Consider the following 25,288-nt stretch of genomic DNA (forward strand, 5'->3'; position numbering starts at 1 on the left):
TTGTTTAAATCAATCGTTTTGTCTTCCTGTTACCTTTATTTTTTTAGGAGGCGTCTCAGAACTCGATAAGCCCTTTTTATTCATGACACCTACAACATGCGACTCCATTTTAAGCCTCATCAATCTTGATCGGCCATCCACAAATTGTGATCTTATTTCTTTCACTTCATTTTTTAAGTTCGCAATCTCATATACTTTTTTATCAGCATTATGAGAACTCGCAATCATAACTATTGCCAAGCCCGAGATAAAAAGAATGACACGCCAATTCTTAAACGAATCATCGCTAACTAAAAAAGTACCTCGCAATATGTGATAAATGCTTTGCTTCATTATCTTTTCTCTGCCAGCCTTAACTTGGCACTTCTTGCTCTATTATTTTCTTTAATCTCTGCTTTTGACGGCACTATCAATCCATTCACTTTTTTTAGAGGCACCTCAAAATTTCCAAAAATGTCGCGCTCAGGCTCCCCTTCAAACATCCCGTTTCTAATAAACCTTTTCACGAGACGATCCTCAAGTGAGTGATAAGAGATAAAACTCAACCTACCTTGTTCATTCAACAATTCTGGTGTTTGCATTAAAAACTCCTTTAACACCTCAATTTCTTGATTCACCTCTATACGTATGGCCTGATATATTTGAGCCAACACTTTATTAGCATGACGTGGCGGTAAAAACTTTTTAAGCACCGTTTTTAATTGCTCACTGGTTACAATCGACTCAACAGTTTCTCGATACTCTACAATTAACCGAGCCATTGCCGGCGCAGCACGCAACTCTCCATATTGATAAAACACATTTTTGAGCCGCTCTTCATCATATTCATTAACCACATTAAACGCCGACAGCACACTACTTTGATTCATTCGCATATCCAAATCAGCTTCAAATCGTGTTGAAAATCCGCGTTCAGCGACATCAAACTGATGCGAAGACACTCCAAAATCAGCAAGAATACCATCTACTTTTTTCACGCCATGAAATCTTAAAAAGCGTTTTATATACCTGAAGTTTTCATGAATCAAAGTAAATCGCGAATCATCAAGCGCATTTTCAAGCGCGTCAGCATCCTGATCGAAAGCAAAAAGTTTTCCCTGGTCATTTAACCTTGACAAAATCTCTTTACTGTGACCACCACCACCAAAAGTCACATCAACATACACTCCATCAGGCTTAATATTTAAACCATCAACCGATTCTTTTAATAGTACTGGATTATGATATTCCATAGTCTTCTTCGTCTTGTCCCATTACTTCTTCAGCTAAATCTGCAAAATCAATCGCTGCATCATCAATAGCCTTTTCATATAAATCCTTATCCCAAATTTCAATGATATTGATCGCAGATGCTACTACAATATTTTTTGAAATATTCGCAAACACAATTAAATCTTTAGGCACCAACAAACGACCATTCACATCAACCTCCACCATTTTCGCTCCTGCGGTAAACCTTCTAATAAAATCGTTGTTCTTTTTCTTGAACTTATTTAGCTTATTCATTTTTCGCATAAGCGCCTGCCATTCAGCCATTGGATAAAGCTCTAAACACTGCTGAAACACAGATCGGCGTAATACAAATCCTTCTTCCAAAACACCAGACAGCTGTTTTTTGATGGAAGCAGGCATCATTAATCGCCCTTTTGCATCAACCTTACAATCGTATGTACCTGTTATTAAGTCCAAAGCAGTTCAATAAAAATCTAAACGTTTAAGTGTCAAATATATTGAAAAATATACCACAATTTACCACATTATACCACATTGTTAATAAATTCTCGACTAACTAAGCATTAAAACCCACGAAAAACGAAACCAACACCCCACCAGCACTATTATTCTGTTGCAACCTTACCTGAAATGCTCATTTTTACAGATTGTTAACATCTCAATACCGCCTTAACCCATTTTAATTCAATTTCTTAGGCATTAGATTTTCTTGACACCAATTATTTTGGTGGAAATATGAATGAAATACCTATATTTGTTTTTAATGATACACTACTAGATTAATGACGAATCATTTAAAAAAAGAAGGCAAATTCAGTTATATCGAAGCCGGAGAAGGCACTCCTATAATCCTATTACATGGACTTATGGGTGGGCTAAGTAACTTTGAAGCAGTGATTGAATTTTTCAGCAATAAAGGCTACAAAGTTCTTATACCAGAACTTCCGCTATATTCATTATCCTTACTAAAAACAAACGTTAAAACCTTTGCAAATTATTTGCATGAGTTTATCCTATTTAAAGGATATGATAGCGCCATTCTTTTAGGAAACTCGCTAGGTGGTCACATTGGTTTATACCATACAAAAATGTATCCCGAAAGCGTTAAAGCCCTTATTATAACAGGTAGTTCTGGACTATACGAAAGTGCTATGGGTAGTGGCTATACAAAAAGAAGTGATTACGAAGTCATTAAAAAGAAAGCCCAAGATGTGTTTTATGATCCCGCGGTAGCAACTAAAGAAATTGTTGATGAAGTATACGAAACAGTTAATGACCGTAACAAGCTAGTAAAAACACTCGCCATCGCTAAAAGCGCTATTAGACACAATATGTCTAAAGATTTACCCAACATGAAAACCCCTACTTGTATTATCTGGGGAAAAAATGATCAGGTAACTCCGCCAGAAGTAGGAGAAGAATTTAACGACCTATTGCCAGACTCTGATTTATTTTGGATTGATAAATGCGGACATGCTGCTATGATGGAGCATCCAGAAGAATTTAACCAAATAATGAGTGCTTGGTTAGAAAAAAGAGGGTTTTAAAACAACCTACTTTCTAATTAGTTAACTAAAATTAATATTCCGTTTTGAAAATTAAGTCTGCCGAATTTGTAATGAGTAATTCTGATGTTGCAAAATGTCCAAAAAGTAGACTTCCAGAATATGCTTTTATAGGTCGAAGTAATGTTGGTAAATCATCACTCATCAATATGTTGACGAGTCGAAAAAGTCTCGCAAAAACTTCGGGGCGACCAGGAAAAACACAACTTATTAATCATTTTTTAATTAATAAGAATTGGCATCTGGTTGACTTACCGGGCTATGGTTATGCTCGAGTTTCTAAAAGTTCTAAAAAAGTATTTCAAAAATTTATCACTCAATATTTCGGATTACGCGAACAACTCGTTACTGCGTTTATTCTAGTTGACATCCGTCACAACCCGCAACCTATCGATTTAGAATTCATGCAATGGATGGGAGAAAACGGCATCCCTTTTTCCATCATTTTCACTAAGGCCGACAAATTAAAACCCAAAGCCATTGAAAATCATGTTGAAGACTATAAAAACATCTTACTGCAGCACTGGGAAGATATGCCTAACTATTTTATTACCTCATCGAGCAACGAAACAGGTAAAGATGATGTACTAGATTATATAGATGATCTTAACAACAATATGGAGCTTGACAATTAAAAACACGCGTTTTTTAAAGTTCCTTTCTAACTTACCTTCTACCCCTTTACATCTAAGGCATCGCGCAAAGCGTTACCAATTAGCATAAAAGCCATCACCAAACTCATAATGCAAAGACCAGGAATTATCGCCAAATAAGGTTTTCCTAAAATAATATAATTATAATGATCCTTGATCATAGCACCCCAACTCGCCATAGGTGATTGCGCACCAATACCTAAAAAGCTTAAACCACTTTCAATTAAAATTGCTGATGCGAAATTAGCTGCTGATATCACAATAACTGGAGCCATAATATTTGGCAATATGTGTTTAGTGATAATTCTAAAATCGTTGTAACCTAACGCCCTAGCAGCCGTAACGTATTGCATTTCTTTCACACTAATAATTTGCCCCCTAACCACTCTTGCCACCTCAACCCACATAGTTAGTCCGACAGCAATAAAAACTTGCCAAAAACCTTTTCCTAACGCTAGGGTAATAGCTATCACTAATAATAATGTAGGAATAGACCAAGTTACATTAATCACCCACATAATAATAGCATCTACTTTACCTCCAAAATATCCTGCCAGACTCCCCATAAAAAGTCCAATCACCAAAGCAATAAAAACAGCTACAAAACCAATAAAAAAAGATATGCGCGCACCAACTAAAATCCTACTTAATAAGTCGCGTCCATATTTATCGGTACCAAAAAAGAAAGTTTTCTCATTAATAAATGCTCCTATAGACTTATCTGTAAAATGACTGAGCTCTATTGATTTTTCTGCACCTTCAAGTCCGTCGGGAGCATATTCGGCATACACCAAACGATCGTCTTCGACTCTATATTTAGAAATTGGTATTTCGGTATCTGTATTTTTTCTTCCAAAGAAAATCTTATCAAGACCACTTTGCTCCACATGTAATTGAGAAGGTATGGTAAGCATCGTGACTTTAAAACCTGGTTTTTTGGAGTGAATGGCCAGGTGCATTTGATTAGCATGCTGTGTATTATCAGGTGCTATAACATATGCAAAAACAGAAATTAACCCCACCAGACCAATAAAACATAAACTAAAGACGCCCCAAAAATCCTTTTTGAACTTTTGGAGCGCTAATTGTTTAAGTGATTTTGATTTATGATTCATTTAGCAAAACTACTTTTTTTCTGATGCTCTATTAGTAGCTGCTACTTTTTTTGTTGGATAGGTTAATTGTAAATCCTCTAAGACATGAAGTGCTTCTTCAACATAAACATCCTGACTTAAATTCTCATGCCAACGTTCTCTTTTCTCCTTTAAATCGGTTGTATCTTGAGTAAACAACGATTTCTCATATGAAGTCGAATTAAATGTTAAGTTAGTTTGATAATCTGATATCGCGTCAAACCTAGCAGCTTCGGCCTCATTACGCTCATTATCGGCATTGTACGTATCGTAATTTAATGAATAAACACTTTCATCTATTTTTGTTTTTACCCATTTAGCGTTCTCAGCGATAAGTTTTAGTTGCTGATTATGACTCATACGCTTTTTACTTCTTTTTATAGTTTCATCATAATCATAATAACTTTTCCATGGAGTAAAAGGAGCTGCGTCAATTTCATCCCATGGCAAAGGATTTTCTTTATCCTTTTCACCCACATCTATATAACTAAATCGTCCAGGTACTTCCACATCACTTTTAACCCCTTCTAACTGAACAGAGCCTCCAGTAATTCTATAATATTTTTGTGTGGTTACTGCTAAAGCACCTAAGTCACCACTGGTATTATTTCTAAGCATGTTATTCAAATTAATAACATTTTGAACGGTTCCTTTTCCGTAGGTTTGTTTTCCTCCTATAATAATAGCACGTTTATAATCTTGCATGGCAGCCGACATAATTTCTGATGCAGAGGCAGAGATTTCATTTACTAAAATAACTAAAGGTCCCTCCCATGAGATAGACTTATCTTTATCTTTTAATATTTCTTTAGATTCTCCAGAAGAACGCACTTGCACAACGGGCCCATCTTTTATAAACAAACCTGCCATCTCAACAACAGTTGGCAAAGATCCGCCTCCATTATTACGAAGATCTAAAACCAGCCCTTCCATACCATCTGCTTTCAGGTGTTCTATTTCTTCCTTAACATCTTTAGCGGCGTTTACATTTTTGTAGTCTTTAAAATCAACATAAAATGCTGGTAAATTTATAATTCCAAACTTCTTACCATCTTTTTCTACCAAAGAAGATTTTGCATAAGTTTCAACCAATTCGACAACATCCCTAACAATTTCCACATCTTTAATCGTACCGTCAACTTTTTTAATTGTCAAAATCACTTTAGTTCCCTTAGGTCCTTTTATATATTTGATAGCATCGCCAATACGCATGCCTACAATACTTACAGGGTGCTCTTCATATTCTTGACGCACTTTTAAAATCACATCTTCAACATCTAGCTTTTTACTACGCCAAGCAGGTCCACCTGAAATAAGTTCAACAATTTTAATGTAATCCATACGCTTTTGCAGTCTAGCACCTATACCTTCTAATTTCCCAGACATGCGCTGATCAAAATCTTCCTTGCTTTTTGGGGCAAGATAATAGGTATGTGGATCATACTCTTCAACAATAGAATTTACGTAAACTGCAAAATAATCTTCGCGGTTTAAATCATCGATATTATCGTGATAATGAATATCAATAGACCTTAAAGTTGATTCTCTGGCTTCCTTTTCAATTTCTTCATTGGTTTTCATGACATAATTAGGATCTTTTTCCTTAGCCAATTTTTCTTGTTTTAAAAGATCATCATAATTAGAAATGGTAGAAAACTTTAACAATTGTCTCCAACGTTCACGCATTTGTTGCTTGTATCTTACAAATGATGTTTTCTCATAATCAGTTTCATAAGATTCATCGATTGAATAATCAAAAGGCTTAGAAAGAACATCCTTATACATCGCTTCTCCTTCAGCAATACGTTCTAATAATCGCTCGTGAACAACATCAAAAAAAGTGATTTCTTTATTTTTAATTTGTTCATCTAATAAGAACTTATATTTCTCGAAATACTCAATATCGGAAGCATAAAAATAACGCTTAACCGGGTCTACAGCTTGAATATAATGATTGAATAACTTTTCAGAAAAAGTATCGTCTAATGCAATCGGGTCAACATGTCCTTGTTCTAAAACAAAGGTTATTATTTGAATAAGTAATTTATCTTTATCAGGATTGCTAAATTTTTTAGTGGTAAAACTACAGGACGCAAATGCCAATAAAAGCAATAGCGAAAACACTTTATAATTCCTTTTCATAATTTTCTTCATCATTAAAATATTTGGTTGCCATTTTCAGGCAAAGCTTATTTTGTCACTAAAATAAAGAAAAAACTATGCCGTCCTTTACATTTGTAACTAATTTTTTGTTAAACCAAAGAAATTAAGGCTAAACAGACGAAATTACGTATTTTAGCCCAGCTATTTAAAAGATAAAAATGACAAAAAGACCGCTTATTTTAGTGACCAACGATGATGGCATTAGCGCACCCGGTATAAGGCAGTTAATCGCCATCATGAATAAGATTGGAGATGTTGTTGTGGTAGCTCCAGACAGTGCTCAGAGTGGTATGGGACATGCTATCACCCTTAACTCAACACTTTACGCCGAAGAAGTTTTCATAGACGATGGCCCACAAAAGGAATTTAGTTGTTCTGGAACACCTGCCGATTGCGTGAAAATTGCCCATAGGGAAATTTTAGATCGTAAACCAGATCTTTGCGTTTCTGGTATAAATCATGGATCTAACGCTTCAATAAACGTCATTTATTCTGGAACGATGAGTGCGGCTATTGAAGCAGGCATAGAAGGCATTCCTGCCATAGGTTTTTCGCTTTTAGATTATAGTTGGAATGCGAATTTCGAGGGTTGTGATAATTTCGTAAAAACCATAACGGAAAACGTTTTAGAAAACGGCATCCCCGAAGGTGTCGTCCTTAACGTTAACTTACCTAATTTACCCAGAGAAGAGATTAAAGGCATAAAAGTGTGCCGACAAGCCAAGGCTAACTGGGTGGAAGAATTTGACAAACGAAAAACGCCTCAAGGAAAAGACTATTACTGGTTAACTGGTAAATTTGTTAATTTAGATGGCGGAGAAGATACTGATGAATGGGCTTTAGAAAACGGATATGTGTCGGTAGTACCAACGCAATTTGACCTTACCGCCCATCATTTTATAAAAGACTTAAACACTTGGAATTTAAATGATTAAAAAAGATGTTTTTATAGGAATGCTTGTTGGTTTAATTGCCAATGCTATCGGGCTCTACTTTACAGCGACTTTGCTTGGACAGGGAGACGATTTTTTAACCGTAATTAAAGCAGCAGCAAATGAAGGGTTTCTTGGGAAACTAATCAGTTTAGGCGCTATTTTGAACCTCATTGCATTTTTTATTTTTATAAGAAAAAAACAAGATTATAGAGCCAGAGGCGTTTTATTAATCACAGTTTTTATTGCTGTGTTCACCTTTGTTTTTAAGTTGTTTTAATTGGTAAGCGTTCCTTATAATAACGACTCATTCAATACTATGACCTTATGAAATATTACATTATAGCTGGAGAAGCATCGGGCGACTTACATGGGTCCAATTTAATTAAAGCTTTGCTTAGCATTGACAAGCAAGCCGATATTAGATGTTGGGGCGGCGATTTAATGCAAGAAGCTGGTGGCAACTTAGTAAAACACTATAAGGAACGTGCTTTTATGGGGTTTTCTGAAGTCATTTTGAACCTCAATAAAATTTTCAAGTTGATATCTTTTTGTAAAACCGATATTGAAAATTTTAATCCAGATGTGGTTGTTTTTATTGATAATTCGGGGTTTAATTTACGAATTGCCAAATGGGCTAAAGAAAAGGGGTTTAGAACCAATTACTACATTTCTCCTCAAGTTTGGGCATCTAGAGCCAGTAGAGTTCAAACTATAAAACGTGATATTGACGACATGTTTGTCATTCTTCCTTTTGTGAAAGATTTTTACAAAAAATATGATTACAAAGTCAACTTTGTTGGACATCCTTTAATTGACGCGATTGCTAACAGAAACCCTGTTAATGAATTCGATTTTAGAATAGCTAATAACCTGAGCGACAAACCCATTATTGCACTTCTTCCAGGAAGCCGCAAACAAGAAATTACCAAAATGCTTTCTGTAATGTTGAGCTTAGTAGAAAACTATCCCGACTATCAATTTGTGATCGCAGGAGCTCCTAGTCAGGAGTACGAGTTTTACAAAGGCTTTATCAAATCTGACAATGTTAAATTCATAGCTAATAAAACCTACGACTTGCTAAGTATTTCCTATGCAGCTCTAGTTACTTCTGGAACAGCAACTTTAGAAACCGCACTATTTAAAGTACCTCAAGTGGTTTGCTATAAAGGTAGCGCTATCTCATACCATATTGCTAAACGCATTATCACCTTAAAATTTATTTCACTTGTGAATTTAATCATGGATCGTGAAGTTGTTACTGAACTGATTCAAAATGATTTTAATAAAGAAAAGCTCCGCGTAGAGCTCGACAAAATCTTAGACCACAACGTTCGAGAAAAACTCTTTTTAGATTACTATGAATTAGAGCGTGCTTTAGGCGGAAAAGGTGCTAGTTTAAAAACAGCTCAATTAATATACGACGGTATTAAAGCCTAAATATTTATGAAAAAAAGCCTTCTTATCTTACTTATAGTTATCAGTTTTAGCAGCTGCAAATCATCTAAATCTGCTAAACGCAAAAAAAGCACCCCAGATCGTGTTGAAATAAAAACAGATACTGAAGTCGCTACAGACTACTATATCGAACCCAAAGAGACTGTTGAAAAACGATCGAAAAAAACGCCTCCTACAGAATCTAAAGCCGAACAAATTATTGACTATGCTTTAGAATTTGAAGGCACGCGATACAAATGGGGAGGTACTACAAAATCTGGAATGGACTGCTCGGGTTTAGTTTTTGAATCTTTTAGAACTCACGATATTTTGTTGCCTAGAATATCAAGAGATATGGCAAAAAAAGGTACCAAAATCCCTTTAAAAAAAGTCACTCAAGGTGATTTATTATTTTTTAAAACAGGTGGGAGAAGAAATTCCATCAACCATGTTGGTTTGATTGTAGCCATTCGTAATAACGATATTGAATTTATTCACGCCACAAGTAGTAAAGGTGTTATCATTTCACACTTAAACGAATCCTACTGGCAAAATGCCTTCGAAGAAGCTAGACGTATTTTGTAAGAATATTTGTATATTTCGCAGCCATGAAGCTGCTTAATTTCACTATAATAAAATTATTAATTTGCCTTGTAACAGGCATACTTATCGGTTATTATTTCGACATCAAGTTCTTATACTTGATAATCATCAGTACAGTTGTTTTCATTGGTACTTTCACAACTTATTACAGAGCGAAGCGACAGTTTATAAAAACCATTTGGTTTGGTGTTTTTTCATTTCTATCCATGATTAACATTGGGATTCTAACTACCCACTTTCATGAAGAAAAAAACTTCTCGAACCATTATTCGCATAATATTACTTCTAATAGCGATTCCATACCTACCATAACCTTTAGAGTTAAGGAAATACTGAAACCCTCGGTTTATTATGACAAGTTTATCGTAGATATTTTAAAACTTGACCAAAAGAAAGTCGTAGGCAAAACGTTATTAAACATTAAAAAAGACAGTATCGCTTCGGAGGTTAATATCGACGACATTTTAGTTGGTCGCACTTCATTTGAAACCATTCCTAAGCCTTTAAATCCCCATCAATTTAATTATAGCAGATATTTATCAAGACAATATATTTATCATCAAATCACATTAAACCCATCTGAATTATTAAAAGGAATACCATCTAAACCTACGATATATGGTATTTCTGAAAATATTAGAAAACACATCAACACTAGTTTAAAGTGTTATAATTTCAAACATGAAGAACTTGGCATCATTAACGCCTTATTTTTGGGGCAACGGCAAAGCATAAGCAAGGAAGTTTACAATCAATACACTAATGCCGGAGCCGTACATATTTTAGCCGTTTCAGGTTTGCATGTGGGCATTATTTTAATGCTATTTAACTTCATATTAAGCCCCATAGAACGTTTTAGAAATGGCAAACTCATTAAAACCTTTTTACTAGTAAGCTTACTATGGTGTTTTGCAGTTATAGCAGGACTATCCGCATCTGTGACTCGGGCGGTAACCATGTTTAGTATTATTAGCATTGCTATGAATTTAAAACGTCTAACCAATATTTACAACACACTGGCGATTAGCATGTTTGTTTTGTTACTTTTTAAGCCGCTATATCTCTTCGATGTTGGCTTTCAGCTAAGTTATATAACTGTATTAGCCATTGTAAGCATCGATCCATATTTGTACAAATTATGGCAACCTAAAAACAAACTCATTGCTATCTACTGGCATACATTAACTGTTACAGTGGCCGCACAAATAGGTATTCTTCCCCTGAGTTTGTATTATTTTCATCAGTTTCCTGGTTTATTTTTTATAACTAACTTAGTGATTATTCCGATTTTGGGAGGTATTCTCGGCCTTGGCGTTGTTGTTATTCTTTTAGCTTCCTTTAAAATACTGCCCCATTTTATCGCGGTTCTATTTGGAAAAACGATAAGTTTAATGAATGCCTTCATTGCTTGGATATCGCATCAAGATGTTTTTGTTTTTCATGATATCCCTTTCGGATGGTCACATGTAATAGCATCCTATCTCATCATTTGTACTGGTTTTATATTTTTACTGAAGAAACATTACAAATCGGTTTTGGCTCTACTAGTCGCCATCATATTAATTCAAATCACATGGATTTATACGAAATTAGATGCCGTTTCAAATGAGTTTGTCATTTTCCACAAAAACAGACATAGTCTGATAAGTCATACCCAAAAGCGCCACATTTTTATAGCTCATGATCTTGACAGCTTAGCAGCTAAAAAAGACCAAACCATTACAAACTATGTATTAGGCAATCACACTAACAAGGTCCGCAACGAGCCGTTGAAACCCGTTTATCAATTCAATGACAAACTACTATTCGTTATAGATAGCTTAGGAGTTTACGATATAAAACAGAGTCATCCAGAATACATTTTGCTCCGCCAGTCGCCGAAAATTAATTTAAATAGACTTATAGAAACCTTATCGCCCAAATACATTATAGCCGATGGCAGTAATTATAAGAGCTATGTTAATCAATGGGAAATGATATGTAAAAAGCACAAACTTCCCTTTCATGACACCGGTAAAAAGGGCGCTTTTATTTTAGAGTATTGATTTTTTTAAAGAACAAAAAAACACTGCTCCAAAACACATAACTATCCTTTAAACTCTGGTTTAAAGGCTTCGTAATATTCATTAAATTGTTCTTGAGTTGTGATGTTTTTATGTTCGTCTTTGTAAAACATTTTTAGATACAACTCCAATTGATTAGGTTGTTGATAACCACGAATTGGGGCTATAACTTCGGAGTTTTCATCAAAAAACACAACGGTTGGGTAAGCACTTACTTGTAAGTAGCGTGTTAAATCATGAACAGCATTTCTCCTATTCGCCAACTTAGGGTCATATTTAGGGTTTTCAAAAACCTTCCCTTTGTATGATACTTGTGAGTCACCTTCTGCATTAAATTTTACGGCGTAATAGTTTTTATTGATATAATTAGCCACATCAGCATTCTGAAAGGTATTCTTATCCAACATTTTACAAGGACCACACCAATTGGTGTAAACGTCCATCATGATTTTTTTAGGTGTTTTTTTCTGTAGTTCTAAAGCTTCATTAAGCGATATCCAATTAATCTCTTGTCCTGTACTTTTAAAGCTTATAAAACCTAAAAACAGAATAAATAATATCGTATTTTTCATATGATGTTTGTTGTAAAACGAGTTTCGAACTTACAAAAAATGCTCCTAAAAAGGAGCATTTTAAATAAATTTATATGTTTAAGTACTTATTTCACACCGTGCATAAGTTTTTTCATAACTGGAGTTAATCCCATTACAATTAACCCGGCTACAATAGGCACTATAGTAAAGATTAAGAAAAAGGTAGCTAAGTCATATTGAGCTGTAATCTTATCAATCATACCTCCCATAGTACCTGCTGCTTTATTTCCTAGTCCCACGGCAATGTACCAAAGTCCGAACATCATACCAATTTTAGCTGCCGGAACTAATTTACTCACATAAGATAGCCCAACAGGAGATAAAGAAAGTTCTCCTAGTGTATGTAATAAATACGCTAAAATTAACCACACAATACTCACTGAAGCCGTTTGAGCCCCTTGAGGTATTCCCGAAGACCCATAAGCTAATACGCCAAATCCGAGACCTAGTAATACTAGACCTATACCAAATTTAACGGTAGCTGGTGGATTGTATTTACTTTCCCAAATTTTCGAAATCAGCGGTGCAAAGGCGATAATATAGAAGGAATTCAAAATGGAGAACCAAGAAGCAGGAACTTCAGTTTCAACTTCTGAAAATTGATTCTTAAGCATCCAAATTACAATACCCCAAATAATCACAAAACTAGTTCCTAAGAAAATATTGGATAAGGCATATTTACTGAATGTAATTCTAAATAACTGCCACAAAACATAAGTAATAATTAAAAGAGGCACGACGGTAAGCAGTGTATTGGCTACTCTAAAAATATTGGCTGCATTCCCCTCTAAAACACGGTCTGTATAATCTGCCGCGAAAATAGTCATAGAACCACCAGCTTGTTCAAAGGCTGCCCAAAAGAAAATAGTAAAGAAGGCTAAAATTCCAACCACAATGTAACGATCACGTTGTACGTTGGCAGGTACAACTGCTTCTTCAACAACAGGATCTTCACTCTGAGTTTCTATAGCATCATCATATTCTATGGAATCTGAAGGTGACAATCCGATACGCCCAAAAATCTTTTGAGAAAACCAAAATTGTAGCATTCCGAAAAACATAAAAATTCCTGCTAGTCCAAATCCATAATGCCAACCTACCATTTCACCGATATAACCACAAAGTAAAATACCTAAAAAGGCACCTGCATTCACACCCATATAAAAAATGGTAAAAGCGCCATCCTTTTTGTCTTGTGCATTTTTATAAACGCCGTTAATAATAGAAGTAATATTTGGTTTAAATAATCCGTTACCTGCTACCAGTAAACCAATACCTAAATATAAACTCCATGGTGTATCTAAAGCCATGGCTGCATGGCCTGAAGTCATCACAAAAGCACCTATAGCAACGGCTTTTCTATACCCTAGAAATTTATCAGCTATTAAACCTCCCAAGATTGGTGAGAAATATACTAACATGGTATAAGTTCCGTAAAGTCCTAGAGCTTCTTCCCTAGACCATGCCCAACCGCCATCAATTAAAGATGATGTTAAAAATAACACTAAAATAGCACGCATCCCGTAGTACGAAAAACGCTCCCACATTTCAGTAAAGAATAAAACAAATAAACCAGATGGGTGGCCCATTAAAAGTTTACGGTTCATATCGGAACCTTCGAATCTCACTTTAGTCATTTCCATTAATTATGTATCTGTTAGTTTTCTGCAATTTCTATTTCCTCAGCTTCAATAACGTGCTCGTTATCTTCTGCCCCGTGTGTTAAACGTTTTAAAGGTTTTAATATTAAGATGAATAAACCACCAATAACCACTGTAAATACAAAGATGCCTGCGAATATCGCGTATTCACCAAAATCTGATGCCGACTCTCCTAGAATTCCCGCTACTTTATTTCCTAAACCAGAAGACGCAAAATAGACTCCCATCATCAAGGATGCGTATTTTGCTGGAGCTAATTTTGTGATAAACGAAAGTGCTACTGGCGATAAACATAATTCACCAAGCGTATGGAATAAATATGCTAAAACTAACCAGATCATACTAGAAGCACCAGATTTTTCGAATTCCATTACGGCAAATACCATAAACAAAAAACCAAAGCCCATAATGATGATTCCCATAGCCATTTTAAACAAAGAGGAAGCTTCTTTACCCTTAAGTTTTCGCTTAGCCCAAAAACCAGCAACAGCCGTTGCAAATAAAATAATGAATCCTGCATTTAAGCTTTGAAACATAATCGTAGGCACTTGCCAACCCCCAATCATTCTATTGGTTTTTGTATCGGTATAAATATTCATTAATCCTCCGGCTTGCTCGAAAGCACCCCAGAATATAATTACCATAATAAAGGAGAGTAATAACACAATAAATCGGTCTTTAAAAACCTGTGATTCTAGCTCCCTATAGATCATCATTAAAAGTGCCGCAATAGCTGTTAAAAACAAGAACAACAAACCATAGCCCCAATCCATGAAATACCAGCCTATAAAAGATGCTACTACTAAGATGGCTGTAATTATAAGATGTTTTGGAGAATTGAATAACTGGCCATATAACTTCCCGTAAGACACTTCATCTTCAGGGTTTTCAACTTCGGTATGATTACCAACTTGTACTAAGTATTTCTGTCCTGCTATATAGTTAATTAAACCCAGAACCATCACGACTCCAGCTAATCCAAAACCAGCATGCCATCCATAATTGGCCACAACAACACCAACAATTAAGGTTGCTAAAAGTGACCCTAAGTTGATACCTATATAAAAAATACTAAAACCTTTATCGCGACGAATATCGCCCTGTTGGTATAAGCCACCAACCATGGTCGAAATATTCGGTTTTAATAACCCAACACCTAAAATAACTAATCCTAGCCCTGTATAAAAGGCCCAAATATCGGTAAGAACTAAAACGCCATGCCCTAAACATAGAATTATAGCGCCATATAAAACGGCCTTTTTCTGTCCGATGAGTTTATCGGCAATCATACCTCCAGGAATGGCTATTATGTAAACCAACATGGTGTACCAACCATATAAAGCTAGCGCTTCTTTGCTGGTCCAACCTAGACCAACTCCCCTAGCGTCGGCTCCTAGTTCTGATGAGGCTACCATATATAATACTAAAATGGCACGCATCCCATAATAGGAGAAACGCTCCCACATTTCAGTTAAAAATAAAATATACAACCCTATTGGTTGTCCGAATAGTTCCTTTTGATGTGGTTTTATTACCGTATTAGACATAGGTTTCTTTATTGGTTGTGGTTTCTGATTAATAGTTATTTGTTATTCGTTGTTTGTCAGCAATGTATCTTCTATAAATGTAGACATTTTTTTAAACAAGTGCAGTCTGGTATTGCCGCCGTAAATCCCGTGATTTTTATCTGGATAGATCGCCCAATCAAATTGTTTATCGGCTTGAATTAAAGCCTCTGCTAAACGCATGGTATTTTGTACATGCACATTATCATCAGCAGAACCATGAATTAAAAGAAAATCGCCCTTTAACTTGTTGACATGATTTATTGGAGAATTATCGTCATAACCACTCGGGTTTTCTTGAGGGGTTGTCATGTAGCGTTCGGTATAAATAGAGTCGTAAAATCGCCAGCTGGTAACAGGTGCCACAGCAACAGCCATTGAAAACACATCATTACCTTTAAACAAACAGTTACTACTCATAAAACCACCAAAACTCCAGCCCCAAATACCAATTTTATCTTTATTTATATATGGGAGATTACCTAACTCCTTGGCTGCAGCTATTTGATCTTCTACTTCGTATTTTCCTAATTCTTTCTGGGTTACCTTTTTAAACTTGGCGCCTTTAAACCCTGTTCCTCGGCCATCAATGCAAACCACAATGATTCCCTTTTGTGCTAAATACTGATACCAGTAATCGTTTGAAGAATTCCAATGGTTTGCAACCTCTTGAGATCCTGGTCCAGAATACTGCGTCATGAATAAGGGATACTGCCTGCTTTTATCAAAATTAGCAGGTTTTATCATCCACATATTTAAATCGTTTCCATTTATTGAAATGGTACTGAATTCTTTTACTGAGGTTTGATAATCCTTTAATTTATCAGTTAAAGCCTTATTATTTTTAATGTCTTTAATAACGGCACCTGTTTTAGAATTGTTCAAAGTGTATTCTGGTGCTATAGATACATTAGAAAACGTATTAATAAAGAATGAAAAATCGGCACTAAACGCGGCTTCATTCGTTCCTTCTTTTTCAGACAATCGTTTTTTATTGCGGCCATTTAATTTAATAGCATATACATCTCTATTAATCGACCCATTTTCAACAGATTGATAGTAAATCACATCTTTATCTTCATTATATCCGTAGTAATCGGTCACTTCCCAGTTGCCCTTGGTAACTTGATTTATCAGTTTTCCTTTTTTATCGTAGTGGTAAATATGATTAAATCCATCTTGCTCGCTGGTCCAAATAAAACTATTATCTTCTAAAAAAGTTAAATTATCGGTAACATCAACATAGGCTTCATCTGTTTCAGCTAAAACCAAATGGGATGTCATTTTCTTGGTATCAACCATCCATAAATCCAAGGCATTTTGATGTCTGTTTAAAAACTGTGCACTTAACACATCGGCATCCTTGGTCCAGGCTAATCTGGCGATATAAAAATCTTCATACTTTTTATTCACAGCAATATCGGTAAGAGCTTCCGATTTCAAATCATATAAATGAAGAGACACTTTAGAGTTGGCTTCTCCGGCCTTAGGATATTTAAAAACTTGTTGCGTTGGGTAAAGCTGTTTTCCATAAACATCCATTGAAAATTCTGGAACTTCAGTTTCATCGAATTTAATAAAGGCTATCTTATTACTATCGGCATTCCAATCGAAAGCCCTAACAAAGGCAAATTCTTCTTCGTAAACCCAGTCGGTAATACCGTTAATGATTTTATTCTTTTCGCCATCAAAAGTGATTTGCTTAACGGTATTTGATGTTAAATCCTTTACAAACAGGTTGTTTCCTTTGGCAAATGCCACTTTTGTACCATCGGGAGAAAAAGTAGGTTCTTGAATACCTTCTTCAGAAATGAGGGTTAAATCTTGGGAATTAACATCGTAAACATAGTAGTGACCAATGGAAGAACGACGATAAATAGCCTGTTCATTAGTAGCCAAAATGACTTTTTGTTCATCGGCACTAAAGGTATAATTAGTAAAATATGCCAAATCCTTTAAATCGGTTGAAGTCACTAAAGTTTTTACTTTTTCAAGTGTTTCATAATCGTAAATATCTACTGAAGTACTTCGTGAAGCGCGATCGAAATTTAGCACAGAATACTGTTTACCATTAGCCATGGAATGTAAAGCATCCATATATTCTGTTCTAAAACTGCCGTGTTTCCAAATGTCTTCGAGGGTAATGTTTTTGGTTTGCGCAGATATTAATGAAGTGACAAATAAGCAAACACAAAAAGATAATTTAAGATGATTCATGTATTATTTTGGTTGATTAAGAAACTCATAAAACGAACAAAACCATCATTAATAGCATAACATTTTGTCGGTTGTAGGTGTTTCTATAAAAAATATTTTTTCTTCAAAAATGATGTCAAGGTTACTAAAAATTATGCAAAAAACAAGCATTATTAACAGTTAAATAACATGATTGAAACAAGTTTCCTGTATTTTAGTTATAATATGTTACTAGACTTCTTGATATAAAATTGATTTAAACACCTGTTTGTAAACCAATAATCATATCATTCAACAAATATTTCTATAAGTAAAAAATCCTATGAAATACGAATAAGGTCTTATATTCAAAAGTGAGATGCCGAAATTTCTAGCAAGAACACTATCTTTGCCAGGCAAATTACAGGTTATGAGTAAAACAATTTCTGGCTTTTCAAAACTCTCCAAATCAAAAAAAATAGATTGGATAGTTGACACCTATTTTTCAAATGCTGAAGACGCCAAAACCATATTAAAACAATATTGGAACACGAATGATAAGCTGCAACAGCTTCATGATGAATTTATAGAAAACACCATAACCAATTACTACTTGCCTCTTGGTGTTGCGCCTAATTTTTTAATAAACAACAAGCTTTATACCATTCCCATGGCCATTGAAGAAAGCTCTGTTGTTGCCGCAGCTAGTAAAGCGGCTAAATTTTGGTTGGATCGTGGCGGATTTAAAACTACAGTTATTTCTACTACAAAAATTGGTCAGGTACATTTTATGTACAGCGGGGATACCGAAAAACTGAAACGCTTTTTTCAAGATGTAAAGCCTAAGCTATTTAAAGACTCAGAGGAGATAACCAAGAACATGACTAAGCGTGGTGGAGGTATTTTAGATATTGAGTTAAGAGATAAAACATCTGAAATTGATAATTACTTTCAGTTGCATGTGTCGTTTGAGACCTTAAATGCCATGGGTGCTAATTTTATCAATTCCTGTTTAGAACAATTTGCTAAAACTTTTAAAAATGAAGCTTTAAATTTTGATTTGTTTTCGGAAACCGAGCAACAAATTGAAATAGTCATGAGTATTCTTTCCAATTATGTTCCCGATTGCTTAGTACGTGCCGAAGTGAGCTGTCCTGTTGAAAAACTAAGCGATAATCCTGCGATTTCTGGTGAAGCTTTTGCTCGCAAATTCATTCAAGCCGTAAATATTGCTGAAATAGAACCATACCGCGCCGTAACCCATAACAAAGGCGTAATGAACGGTATTGATGCTGTAGTACTTGCTACGGGTAACGATTTTAGAGCGGTTGAAGCTGGCGTACACGCTTATGCTGCAAGAAACGGACGCTATAGCAGTTTATCACACGCTAAAATTGAAGATGGTATTTTTAAATTTTGGATGGAAATTCCATTGGCTCTAGGTACTGTTGGCGGACTTACAGGTTTACATCCTTTAGTGAAGTTAGCCTTAGAAATGCTTCATAAACCATCAGCTCCAGAATTGATGCAAATTGTTGCCGTTGCTGGGCTTGCACAAAATTTTGCTGCCTTACGTTCTTTAACCACAACAGGTATTCAGCAAGGTCATATGAAAATGCATTTAATGAACATTCTCAATCAGTTTGAAGCTAACGACGAAGAAAAGCTAAAACTCACAGACTATTTTAAAACCAAAACCGTAACGCATAATGCCGTTATTGAAGCTTTAAAGTCCTTAAGAAACTAAATGGTGACTAATAAAACCTTTTATAGTAACGGTAAATTATTGTTATCTGGTGAATATGTCGTTCTAGATGGCGCCGTTTCATTGGCAGTACCTACCAAGTACGGACAATCTTTAGACATTATACCAACAGATGAAAAAAAGATTATTTGGACCAGTTTAGATGAAAAAGGCGACACTTGGTTTGAAGGTGCCTTTGACTTAAATCTATTTTCTTCGGAAGAAGTCTGTGACATCTCACAGCGTATAACTCAAATTTTGAAGGCTGCGAAACAATTAAATCCGCTTTTTTTAGATTCAAATGAAGGGTTTCATGTGACTACCAGGTTAGATTTTCCAAGAAATTGGGGACTAGGCACATCGTCAACCTTAATAAATAATATTGCAAATTGGGCAGACGTAAATGCTTTTCAGCTTCTAGAAAAAACTTTTGGTGGCAGCGGTTACGATATTGGCTGCGCTCAAAATAATAGCGCTATAACCTATCAATTAGAAAACAACGTGCCGCTTGTTCTTCCTGTTGAATTTAATCCGTCGTTTAAAAACAACCTCTATTTTGTTCATCTGAATAAAAAACAAAACAGTCGCGAGGGTATTAAACAATACAATGAGACTAAAGTTCAGTCGAATTTTTCGGTTGAAGAGATGAACGCTATCACTTCTGAAATGATTTCATGCGATTCGTTAGAAGATTTTAAAGCATTGATTATACTTCATGAAAACTACATATCGAAAATCACAAAACAAACGCCTGTAAAAGATTTATATTTTGAAGATTTTGATGGCGCCATAAAAAGTTTAGGAGCCTGGGGCGGTGATTTTATTATGGTGGCTTCAGATGAAAATCCGACTTCATATTTTAAAGCCAAAGGATATCACACTATTATACCCTATGGAAAGATGGTGCTTTAACTAAGGTATTTATTCCTCTTGAGAATCGACTGGTTTTTTGTGCCAATACGAGGCCAATATTGATCCTGTAATATTCATAAGCGGACCAAAAACAGCGGGTGCAAGCCCCATGGTGGCTATCTTCCCTAATGAATTGGCAATACCAGAAGCTAAACCTCCGTTTTGCATACCGACTTCCAAGGCAATGGTTCTACAATCCTGAATACTAAGTCGTAACAATCTCGCATACCAATACCCCAAAAAGTAGCCAAATAAATTGTGAATGAGTACTAACACCATTAAAAGAACACCCATTTCCAATAAATTTTCACGGCCAGCTGCAGTGATAATCACAATGATAGCTCCAATACCAAACATAGAAATTAGGGGTAAAATACGTCTAAAGCCATCCATTTTCTCTTTAAGAAGTTGATTGACTAGCAAACCAGCACCGATGGGTAGAATAATCATTTTAACAATACTCCACATCATGGCGTACACATCAATTTCAACAAACTCACCAGCAAAAACTTTCATTAAAAGTGGGGTAACAAAAGGTGCGATTAAAGTCGCAATGGAGGTAATCGTGATGGATAGTGCTAAATTTGCTTTCGCTAAATAAGCCATGACATTGGAAGCGACTCCACTTGGCGAAGACCCAATTAATACAATTCCTGCTGCAATTTCGGGAGGAAAACCACTAAACTTAGCCAACAGAAACCCCATTATAGGCATGATACCCAGCTGAGCTGATACACCAACAAAAACGCCTTTGGGTGATTTAATAACCGCTCCAAAATCGCGGATACTCATAGAAGTTCCCATGCCAAACATAATAAGTTGAATGAGTGGGATAATAAGTATCGTTAATTCTACATCTCCTATGCTTAAAAAGTATTCCGGATAAAATAAAGCTAAAGTTACCCCAGCAAAAATTACTGCTGTAAACACAAATCCGTTTAACAAATCGTACCCCTTAAATCCGATAGCTAAAAAACTAAAGAAAGCTACTAAAAAGATACCTGATTGCTGAATATTACCCGATAAAATAAATCCGAAGAAGATTAGTAAAAGTATAACTGAGATTCCTAGGGCAAGTTTATGAATATTAAAATTTTTCATAATGGGCTTTATGAGTCTAAAAAATGAATTAATATTTAAAATTCTAAAAAAATAAGAAAAATCAGCATTAAAAAAAACTAAATACAATACTTAGTCATTCAAAATTAGACATAAAAAAATCTCAGATTAAAAAATTTAATCTGAGATTTACAAACTTTAAGACTTTATAATCCGTGTACACGAATTAAACTAAGTCACATTTTGGCTATTTCTACTTTACTTTAAATACCAAATCTACTTCGGTAGGTGGAAGACATTGCGTATCATTACACACCATAAACTCTACAACGCCTTTAATTTCAAAACTGCCTTTGTTTTTTAACTTTACACGTTGTTTAAATTGAGTTTTAGTATCAAAGTATTTAATGGTCATTTCAAATACAGGATCATTTACGGTATGACCCTCTTCTTCTTTGGTGTTACCTTTTTTTAAATAGTTCCCATTACCTTCAAAAGTAAAACTCGTTGGAATAGGTCCGTTTTCAGGAACTGATTGCGAATACAAATGCCAACCATCTTGAATTTGAGCTGTAGCTACTAGCTCTGCTTCAGTTTCTGAAATTTTATTTACCGAAGTTTCCCATGTTACAGGATTATGGATCTGAGAAAAAGCGAAGCTACTTATAGCTAATGCTAAAATTAGAACAATTTTTTTCATACGTTTTTTTATTTTATAGGTTTAATTACAACTTCATAAGTTTCACCCTTCTTAATGACATGCTTAACAAAAGCTTTCACATCTTTAACAGTAATGTTATTTACGATGTCTTCGAAATTTTCTGGACTATTCATATTATAACCTTCACGGTAGAAATTTGTAAGTAAACTCATGTCGTACCTGTTATAATCTTGTTGTTGTTTGCGTTCTTTTAAATAATTAGTTGTTGTTTTATCTAAATCAACTTGATTAATATCACCGTTCGCAATTTTTTGTAATTCATCATGAACAATAGCAATTAACTTTTCTACTTTATCTGGATTACAATCGAAGCTTACAGCAATATAGGCTTGCTCTTTAGGACGTTTAACCACATCTGCGGAAGCACCAGCACCATAAGTTCCACCTTCCTGTTCTCTTAAGGTTTCTGTAAATCTAAGTGTTAGTATATCTCCAACAGTTTGAGCAACCAAATTATTTTTCAAGCTATATTTCATATCATTTTTATACGCGATACGAACTGAGCTTTTAGGATCTTCCATTTTCAAAAAGACATCTTTATCAATTTTATGACTTACCCATTCTACTGAATTATCTTTCCATTGTTCTTTTTTATCGGTAGTTGGAATACTAGCAATATACTTTTCTAATAACGGTTTTAAGGTTTCCTTATCAATGTCTCCAACAATAAAGAATTCAAAATCTGCTGCATTATTAAAACGATCTAGATAAATAGCTTTCATTTTATCCATCGAAACTTTAGCCACATATTCTTTAGTAAACAAAGCTTTTTTAGGATTATTTTTACCGTAAATCGATACCGTAACGCTATCGTTTATTTTCTGATTGATATCATTACTTTTTCTAATGATATAACTATCGATATTACCCATAAGAACATCATAGGCATCGGCATCAAAGCGAGGTTTCACAAAACGCAAGTAAGCCATTTGAAGCATGGTTTCAACATCTTTAGCTGTTGATGACCCACTAACACTTTCAGTTAAGCCATTTACTTTAACTCTTGATGAAGCAGATTTACCGGCTAAGACTTTTTCTAAATCTGTAGCTGAATAATCTCCTAACCCTGATGCTGAAACAAAATTACCTAATAAACTCGCCGAAGGTAAATCGGCATCACTAAGCAAAGAAGTTCCTCCATAGCTTAAAGCGTTTAGGCTCACATCGTTTTTATTTTTATCAGCAAATTTATAATGCACTTTGATACCATTGTCTAAAACAAAGGTTGTTGCTCCAATGGCTTCGTTATGTTCTTCCTTAATAATTTTACCAGGTTTAAGAGAAATACCAGACATTAAAGATTTCCCAGCGAATTCATCTGAATAAGCTACTAAATTGGGATTAGTCTCAGCATTATGAATAATACTTAAAGCCTCATCCTCTGTTAAATTTTTATTTCCTTTAACACCGGTAACGAAAACAGAACGATTTTTTTGCGTGTATAGCGATTTTAAATGGTTGTGTATTTCTTCAGGAGTTAGACTAGCAAAAATCTGTTTAACGAGTTCAAAATCTTTAGTTATATCCGTCATTGCAGAATTCTCTAAATAATTGTTTTGAATGTCTGAAGCAATTCTAGCATGAGATTGATCGTCAATTTTAGAAATTTGATTTTCGTAATACGTTGTAAATTCAGTTTCTGTACGTTCAATTTCTGAAGGTGTAAATCCAAATTTAACCGCACGATTTAATTCTTCCATAGCTGATTTGAAAGCTTCGTGTTGCTGATTTGGTTTCGGATAAACATTCACACTAAAGTTATTAGCTGTTCTTGAAAGGCTTCCGTATCCCATTCGAACTCCTAAAAATGGTGCGTCTGGCTTTTGAGTGAGTTCTTTAATACGATTTGATAGCATTGAACTAATCATGCTATTTAGAAGGGATTCTTTTAAGTCACCTACCGTTTCATCTTTTAATGATTTAGGGTGACGAATAGTAAAGCTAATGTTCGAGGTAGTAACTTCATCATCCATAGCTATACCATACAGCATCTTTTCATTATCTGGGATATTAACTTCAGTACGTGGTTTAGGATTTTTAATAGGTGCAATTGGAGAAAACAGTTTTATGATTTTCTGTTCCATTTCATCAACATCAATATCACCAACAACAGCAATGGCTTGTAAATCGGTTCTATACCAATCATGATAGAAATCACGTAGCACTTGATATTTGAAATTCTCAACAATCGACATTAAACCAATAGGCATACGATCGGCGTAAATGGTATTATTATAACGCACATCAAGAGATTGCTGTAGAATTCGCATGCCTCCATTTTGTCTTGTACGCCATTCTTCTTTAATCACGCCACGTTCTGCATCAATTTCATCTTCTGTTAAAAGCAAATCATCTGCCCAATCATGTAAAACCAACAAACAAGTATCGATTAATTCTGGCGTAGTAGGAATGTTATTCATATTATAAACAGTCTCATCAAAAGCTGTATATGCATTAATATCTTTTCCAAAAACAGCACCATGCTTTTGAAGTGTATTTAGTACTTCTTTACCTTCAAAGTGCTTTGTCCCGTTAAACGCCATATGCTCCAAAAAGTGCGCTAAACCTTGTTGATCATCATTCTCTAATACAGATCCCACATTTTGAATAATGTAGTAGCTTGCTGCGTCTTTAGTCACATCGGTACTCGAGATATAGTATGTTAAACCATTAGGGAGTACGCCTTTCTTAATTTTAGAATTTGTAGATAGAGGTTCGTTAAGATTTAAAGTTTGTGCTGTAGCATTAAAACTTACAGCAACAAGAAATAGGTATTGTAAAATACGCTTCATGGACCAGAATTTAATTATTTATATGAAATGATTGATATTGATTACAAAATGGGTTAAGAAAACCATACTAAACTTATTTTAAAGCATAAAAACACAAATTAATGAGTAATAATCCTCTTAATGAAACATTTATGATGCCTTTAACAGGAATAAGGTAATCAAAGAAAATGAATTATAATTAATGTAATGTAACCTTTATTACACTGAAGGAGAATAATGTGTAACGAATTGGTTATTTCATGATGGTTCTTGCTACTACTGTGCCCCAATAACTATCAAGCTCA

General features: G+C 34.9%; 21 protein-coding genes. 9 read left to right on the plus strand and 12 right to left on the minus strand.

Annotated features, from left to right (window positions below):
- Positions 1-9 precede the first annotated feature (9 nt).
- From A6I66_RS13050 to mraZ, 3 genes are read right to left on the minus strand one after another with little or no spacing between them, the layout of a single operon-like run.
- On the minus strand, positions 10-333 hold the full coding sequence (locus A6I66_RS13050; protein ID WP_067150087.1) for an FtsL-like putative cell division protein: 324 nt from the start codon (positions 331-333) through the stop codon (positions 10-12).
- Complete coding sequence (rsmH, locus tag A6I66_RS13055; RefSeq protein ID WP_067150091.1) at positions 333-1,232, minus strand: 16S rRNA (cytosine(1402)-N(4))-methyltransferase RsmH; 900 nt, start codon at positions 1,230-1,232, stop codon at positions 333-335. Before rsmH ends, A6I66_RS13050 begins: the two co-directional genes overlap by 1 nt.
- Entirely contained in the window at positions 1,219-1,689 is a 471-nt protein-coding gene (mraZ, locus tag A6I66_RS13060; RefSeq protein WP_067150094.1) for a division/cell wall cluster transcriptional repressor MraZ, read from the minus strand. Before mraZ ends, rsmH begins: the two co-directional genes overlap by 14 nt.
- A gap of 326 nt (positions 1,690-2,015) precedes the next feature.
- Here mraZ and A6I66_RS13065 point away from each other — a divergent pair, with 326 nt between their 5' ends.
- On the plus strand, positions 2,016-2,780 hold the full coding sequence (locus tag A6I66_RS13065; protein WP_067150097.1) for an alpha/beta fold hydrolase: 765 nt from the start codon (positions 2,016-2,018) through the stop codon (positions 2,778-2,780).
- Positions 2,781-2,824: 44 nt separating this feature from the next.
- Positions 2,825-3,433, plus strand: coding sequence for a ribosome biogenesis GTP-binding protein YihA/YsxC (yihA, locus tag A6I66_RS13070; protein WP_067150100.1), 609 nt, complete (start codon positions 2,825-2,827; stop codon positions 3,431-3,433).
- A gap of 38 nt (positions 3,434-3,471) precedes the next feature.
- Here yihA and A6I66_RS13075 read toward each other — a convergent pair whose 3' ends face one another.
- Together A6I66_RS13075 and A6I66_RS13080 are read right to left on the minus strand one after the other, a co-directional pair.
- Positions 3,472-4,566 carry an ABC transporter permease gene (locus tag A6I66_RS13075; protein WP_067150103.1) on the minus strand — a complete coding sequence of 365 codons (1,095 nt, stop codon included), beginning with the start codon at positions 4,564-4,566 and terminating at the stop codon, positions 3,472-3,474.
- A gap of 9 nt (positions 4,567-4,575) precedes the next feature.
- Complete coding sequence (locus A6I66_RS13080) at positions 4,576-6,726, minus strand: carboxy terminal-processing peptidase (RefSeq protein WP_067150159.1); 2,151 nt, start codon at positions 6,724-6,726, stop codon at positions 4,576-4,578.
- A 179-nt stretch (positions 6,727-6,905) separates the two neighbouring features.
- On the opposite strand from A6I66_RS13080, the gene surE reads away from it, so the two are divergent.
- Genes surE through A6I66_RS13105 form a run of 5 tightly spaced genes read left to right on the plus strand, consistent with a single transcriptional unit; the run spans position 6,906 to position 11,764 of the window.
- Entirely contained in the window at positions 6,906-7,682 is a 777-nt protein-coding gene (gene surE / locus A6I66_RS13085) for a 5'/3'-nucleotidase SurE (protein ID WP_067150105.1), read from the plus strand.
- Positions 7,675-7,959 (plus strand): hypothetical protein, encoded by a 285-nt coding sequence (locus A6I66_RS13090; protein ID WP_067150108.1) that lies wholly within the window; start codon positions 7,675-7,677, stop codon positions 7,957-7,959. Before surE ends, A6I66_RS13090 begins: the two co-directional genes overlap by 8 nt.
- A gap of 47 nt (positions 7,960-8,006) precedes the next feature.
- The gene (gene lpxB / locus A6I66_RS13095) at positions 8,007-9,119 is read left to right on the plus strand and encodes a lipid-A-disaccharide synthase (protein ID WP_067150111.1); all 1,113 of its coding nucleotides are present in this window, start codon (positions 8,007-8,009) and stop codon (positions 9,117-9,119) included.
- A gap of 6 nt (positions 9,120-9,125) precedes the next feature.
- Entirely contained in the window at positions 9,126-9,701 is a 576-nt protein-coding gene (locus A6I66_RS13100) for a C40 family peptidase (protein WP_067150114.1), read from the plus strand.
- Positions 9,702-9,724: 23 nt separating this feature from the next.
- The gene (locus A6I66_RS13105; protein ID WP_067150117.1) at positions 9,725-11,764 is read left to right on the plus strand and encodes a ComEC/Rec2 family competence protein; all 2,040 of its coding nucleotides are present in this window, start codon (positions 9,725-9,727) and stop codon (positions 11,762-11,764) included.
- Between the two features lie 41 nt (positions 11,765-11,805).
- On the opposite strand, the gene A6I66_RS13110 is transcribed toward A6I66_RS13105, so the two are convergent.
- From A6I66_RS13110 to A6I66_RS13125, 4 genes are all read right to left on the minus strand, one after another.
- Positions 11,806-12,354, minus strand: coding sequence for a thioredoxin family protein (locus A6I66_RS13110; RefSeq protein ID WP_067150120.1), 549 nt, complete (start codon positions 12,352-12,354; stop codon positions 11,806-11,808).
- Between the two features lie 86 nt (positions 12,355-12,440).
- Positions 12,441-14,018, minus strand: a complete 1,578-nt coding sequence (locus tag A6I66_RS13115) for a peptide MFS transporter (protein ID WP_084399679.1) — start codon at positions 14,016-14,018, stop codon at positions 12,441-12,443.
- Positions 14,019-14,032: 14 nt separating this feature from the next.
- Positions 14,033-15,583, minus strand: coding sequence for a peptide MFS transporter (locus A6I66_RS13120; RefSeq protein ID WP_067150124.1), 1,551 nt, complete (start codon positions 15,581-15,583; stop codon positions 14,033-14,035).
- Positions 15,584-15,625: 42 nt separating this feature from the next.
- Positions 15,626-17,818: a S9 family peptidase gene (locus A6I66_RS13125; protein WP_067150127.1), complete on the minus strand. Its 2,193-nt coding sequence runs from the start codon at positions 17,816-17,818 to the stop codon at positions 15,626-15,628.
- Between the two features lie 388 nt (positions 17,819-18,206).
- Between A6I66_RS13125 and A6I66_RS13130 the strand changes: the two genes are divergently transcribed.
- Together A6I66_RS13130 and A6I66_RS13135 are read left to right on the plus strand one after the other, a co-directional pair.
- A complete protein-coding gene (locus A6I66_RS13130) occupies positions 18,207-19,523 on the plus strand; it encodes a hydroxymethylglutaryl-CoA reductase, degradative (protein WP_067150130.1) in 1,317 nt (438 codons plus the stop codon).
- Positions 19,524-20,432: a GYDIA family GHMP kinase gene (locus tag A6I66_RS13135; RefSeq protein ID WP_067150133.1), complete on the plus strand. Its 909-nt coding sequence runs from the start codon at positions 19,524-19,526 to the stop codon at positions 20,430-20,432.
- A gap of 9 nt (positions 20,433-20,441) precedes the next feature.
- Here A6I66_RS13135 and A6I66_RS13140 read toward each other — a convergent pair whose 3' ends face one another.
- The 3 genes from A6I66_RS13140 to A6I66_RS13150 form a co-directional block, all read right to left on the minus strand.
- Positions 20,442-21,533, minus strand: a complete 1,092-nt coding sequence (locus A6I66_RS13140; protein WP_067150165.1) for a bile acid:sodium symporter family protein — start codon at positions 21,531-21,533, stop codon at positions 20,442-20,444.
- Positions 21,534-21,744: 211 nt separating this feature from the next.
- Positions 21,745-22,191 carry a protein-disulfide reductase DsbD domain-containing protein gene (locus tag A6I66_RS13145; RefSeq protein WP_067150136.1) on the minus strand — a complete coding sequence of 149 codons (447 nt, stop codon included), beginning with the start codon at positions 22,189-22,191 and terminating at the stop codon, positions 21,745-21,747.
- 8 nt (positions 22,192-22,199) lie between these two features.
- On the minus strand, positions 22,200-25,004 hold the full coding sequence (locus A6I66_RS13150; protein WP_067150139.1) for a M16 family metallopeptidase: 2,805 nt from the start codon (positions 25,002-25,004) through the stop codon (positions 22,200-22,202).
- Between the last annotated feature and the right edge of the window lie 284 nt (positions 25,005-25,288).

The sequence above is a fragment of the Pseudotamlana agarivorans genome (assembly GCF_001642835.1).
Classification (GTDB): Bacteria; Bacteroidota; Bacteroidia; order Flavobacteriales; family Flavobacteriaceae; genus Pseudotamlana; species Pseudotamlana agarivorans.

Bases quoted from the DNA above. Each gene is read 5' to 3' on its own strand.
- A6I66_RS13050 (WP_067150087.1), bottom strand. From the start codon at position 333: ATGAAGCAAAGCATTTATCACATATTGCGAGGTACTTTTTTAGTTAGC.
- rsmH (WP_067150091.1), bottom strand. From the start codon at position 1,232: ATGGAATATCATAATCCAGTACTATTAAAAGAATCGGTTGATGGTTTA.
- A6I66_RS13065 (WP_067150097.1), top strand. From the start codon at position 2,016: ATGACGAATCATTTAAAAAAAGAAGGCAAATTCAGTTATATCGAAGCC.
- A6I66_RS13075 (WP_067150103.1), bottom strand. From the start codon at position 4,566: ATGAATCATAAATCAAAATCACTTAAACAATTAGCGCTCCAAAAGTTC.
- A6I66_RS13080 (WP_067150159.1), bottom strand. From the start codon at position 6,726: ATGAAAAGGAATTATAAAGTGTTTTCGCTATTGCTTTTATTGGCATTT.
- surE (WP_067150105.1), top strand. From the start codon at position 6,906: ATGACAAAAAGACCGCTTATTTTAGTGACCAACGATGATGGCATTAGC.
- A6I66_RS13090 (WP_067150108.1), top strand. From the start codon at position 7,675: ATGATTAAAAAAGATGTTTTTATAGGAATGCTTGTTGGTTTAATTGCC.
- lpxB (WP_067150111.1), top strand. From the start codon at position 8,007: ATGAAATATTACATTATAGCTGGAGAAGCATCGGGCGACTTACATGGG.
- A6I66_RS13100 (WP_067150114.1), top strand. From the start codon at position 9,126: ATGAAAAAAAGCCTTCTTATCTTACTTATAGTTATCAGTTTTAGCAGC.
- A6I66_RS13105 (WP_067150117.1), top strand. From the start codon at position 9,725: ATGAAGCTGCTTAATTTCACTATAATAAAATTATTAATTTGCCTTGTA.
- A6I66_RS13110 (WP_067150120.1), bottom strand. From the start codon at position 12,354: ATGAAAAATACGATATTATTTATTCTGTTTTTAGGTTTTATAAGCTTT.
- A6I66_RS13115 (WP_084399679.1), bottom strand. From the start codon at position 14,018: ATGGAAATGACTAAAGTGAGATTCGAAGGTTCCGATATGAACCGTAAA.
- A6I66_RS13120 (WP_067150124.1), bottom strand. From the start codon at position 15,583: ATGTCTAATACGGTAATAAAACCACATCAAAAGGAACTATTCGGACAA.
- A6I66_RS13125 (WP_067150127.1), bottom strand. From the start codon at position 17,818: ATGAATCATCTTAAATTATCTTTTTGTGTTTGCTTATTTGTCACTTCA.
- A6I66_RS13130 (WP_067150130.1), top strand. From the start codon at position 18,207: ATGAGTAAAACAATTTCTGGCTTTTCAAAACTCTCCAAATCAAAAAAA.
- A6I66_RS13135 (WP_067150133.1), top strand. From the start codon at position 19,524: ATGGTGACTAATAAAACCTTTTATAGTAACGGTAAATTATTGTTATCT.
- A6I66_RS13140 (WP_067150165.1), bottom strand. From the start codon at position 21,533: ATGAAAAATTTTAATATTCATAAACTTGCCCTAGGAATCTCAGTTATA.
- A6I66_RS13145 (WP_067150136.1), bottom strand. From the start codon at position 22,191: ATGAAAAAAATTGTTCTAATTTTAGCATTAGCTATAAGTAGCTTCGCT.
- A6I66_RS13150 (WP_067150139.1), bottom strand. From the start codon at position 25,004: ATGAAGCGTATTTTACAATACCTATTTCTTGTTGCTGTAAGTTTTAAT.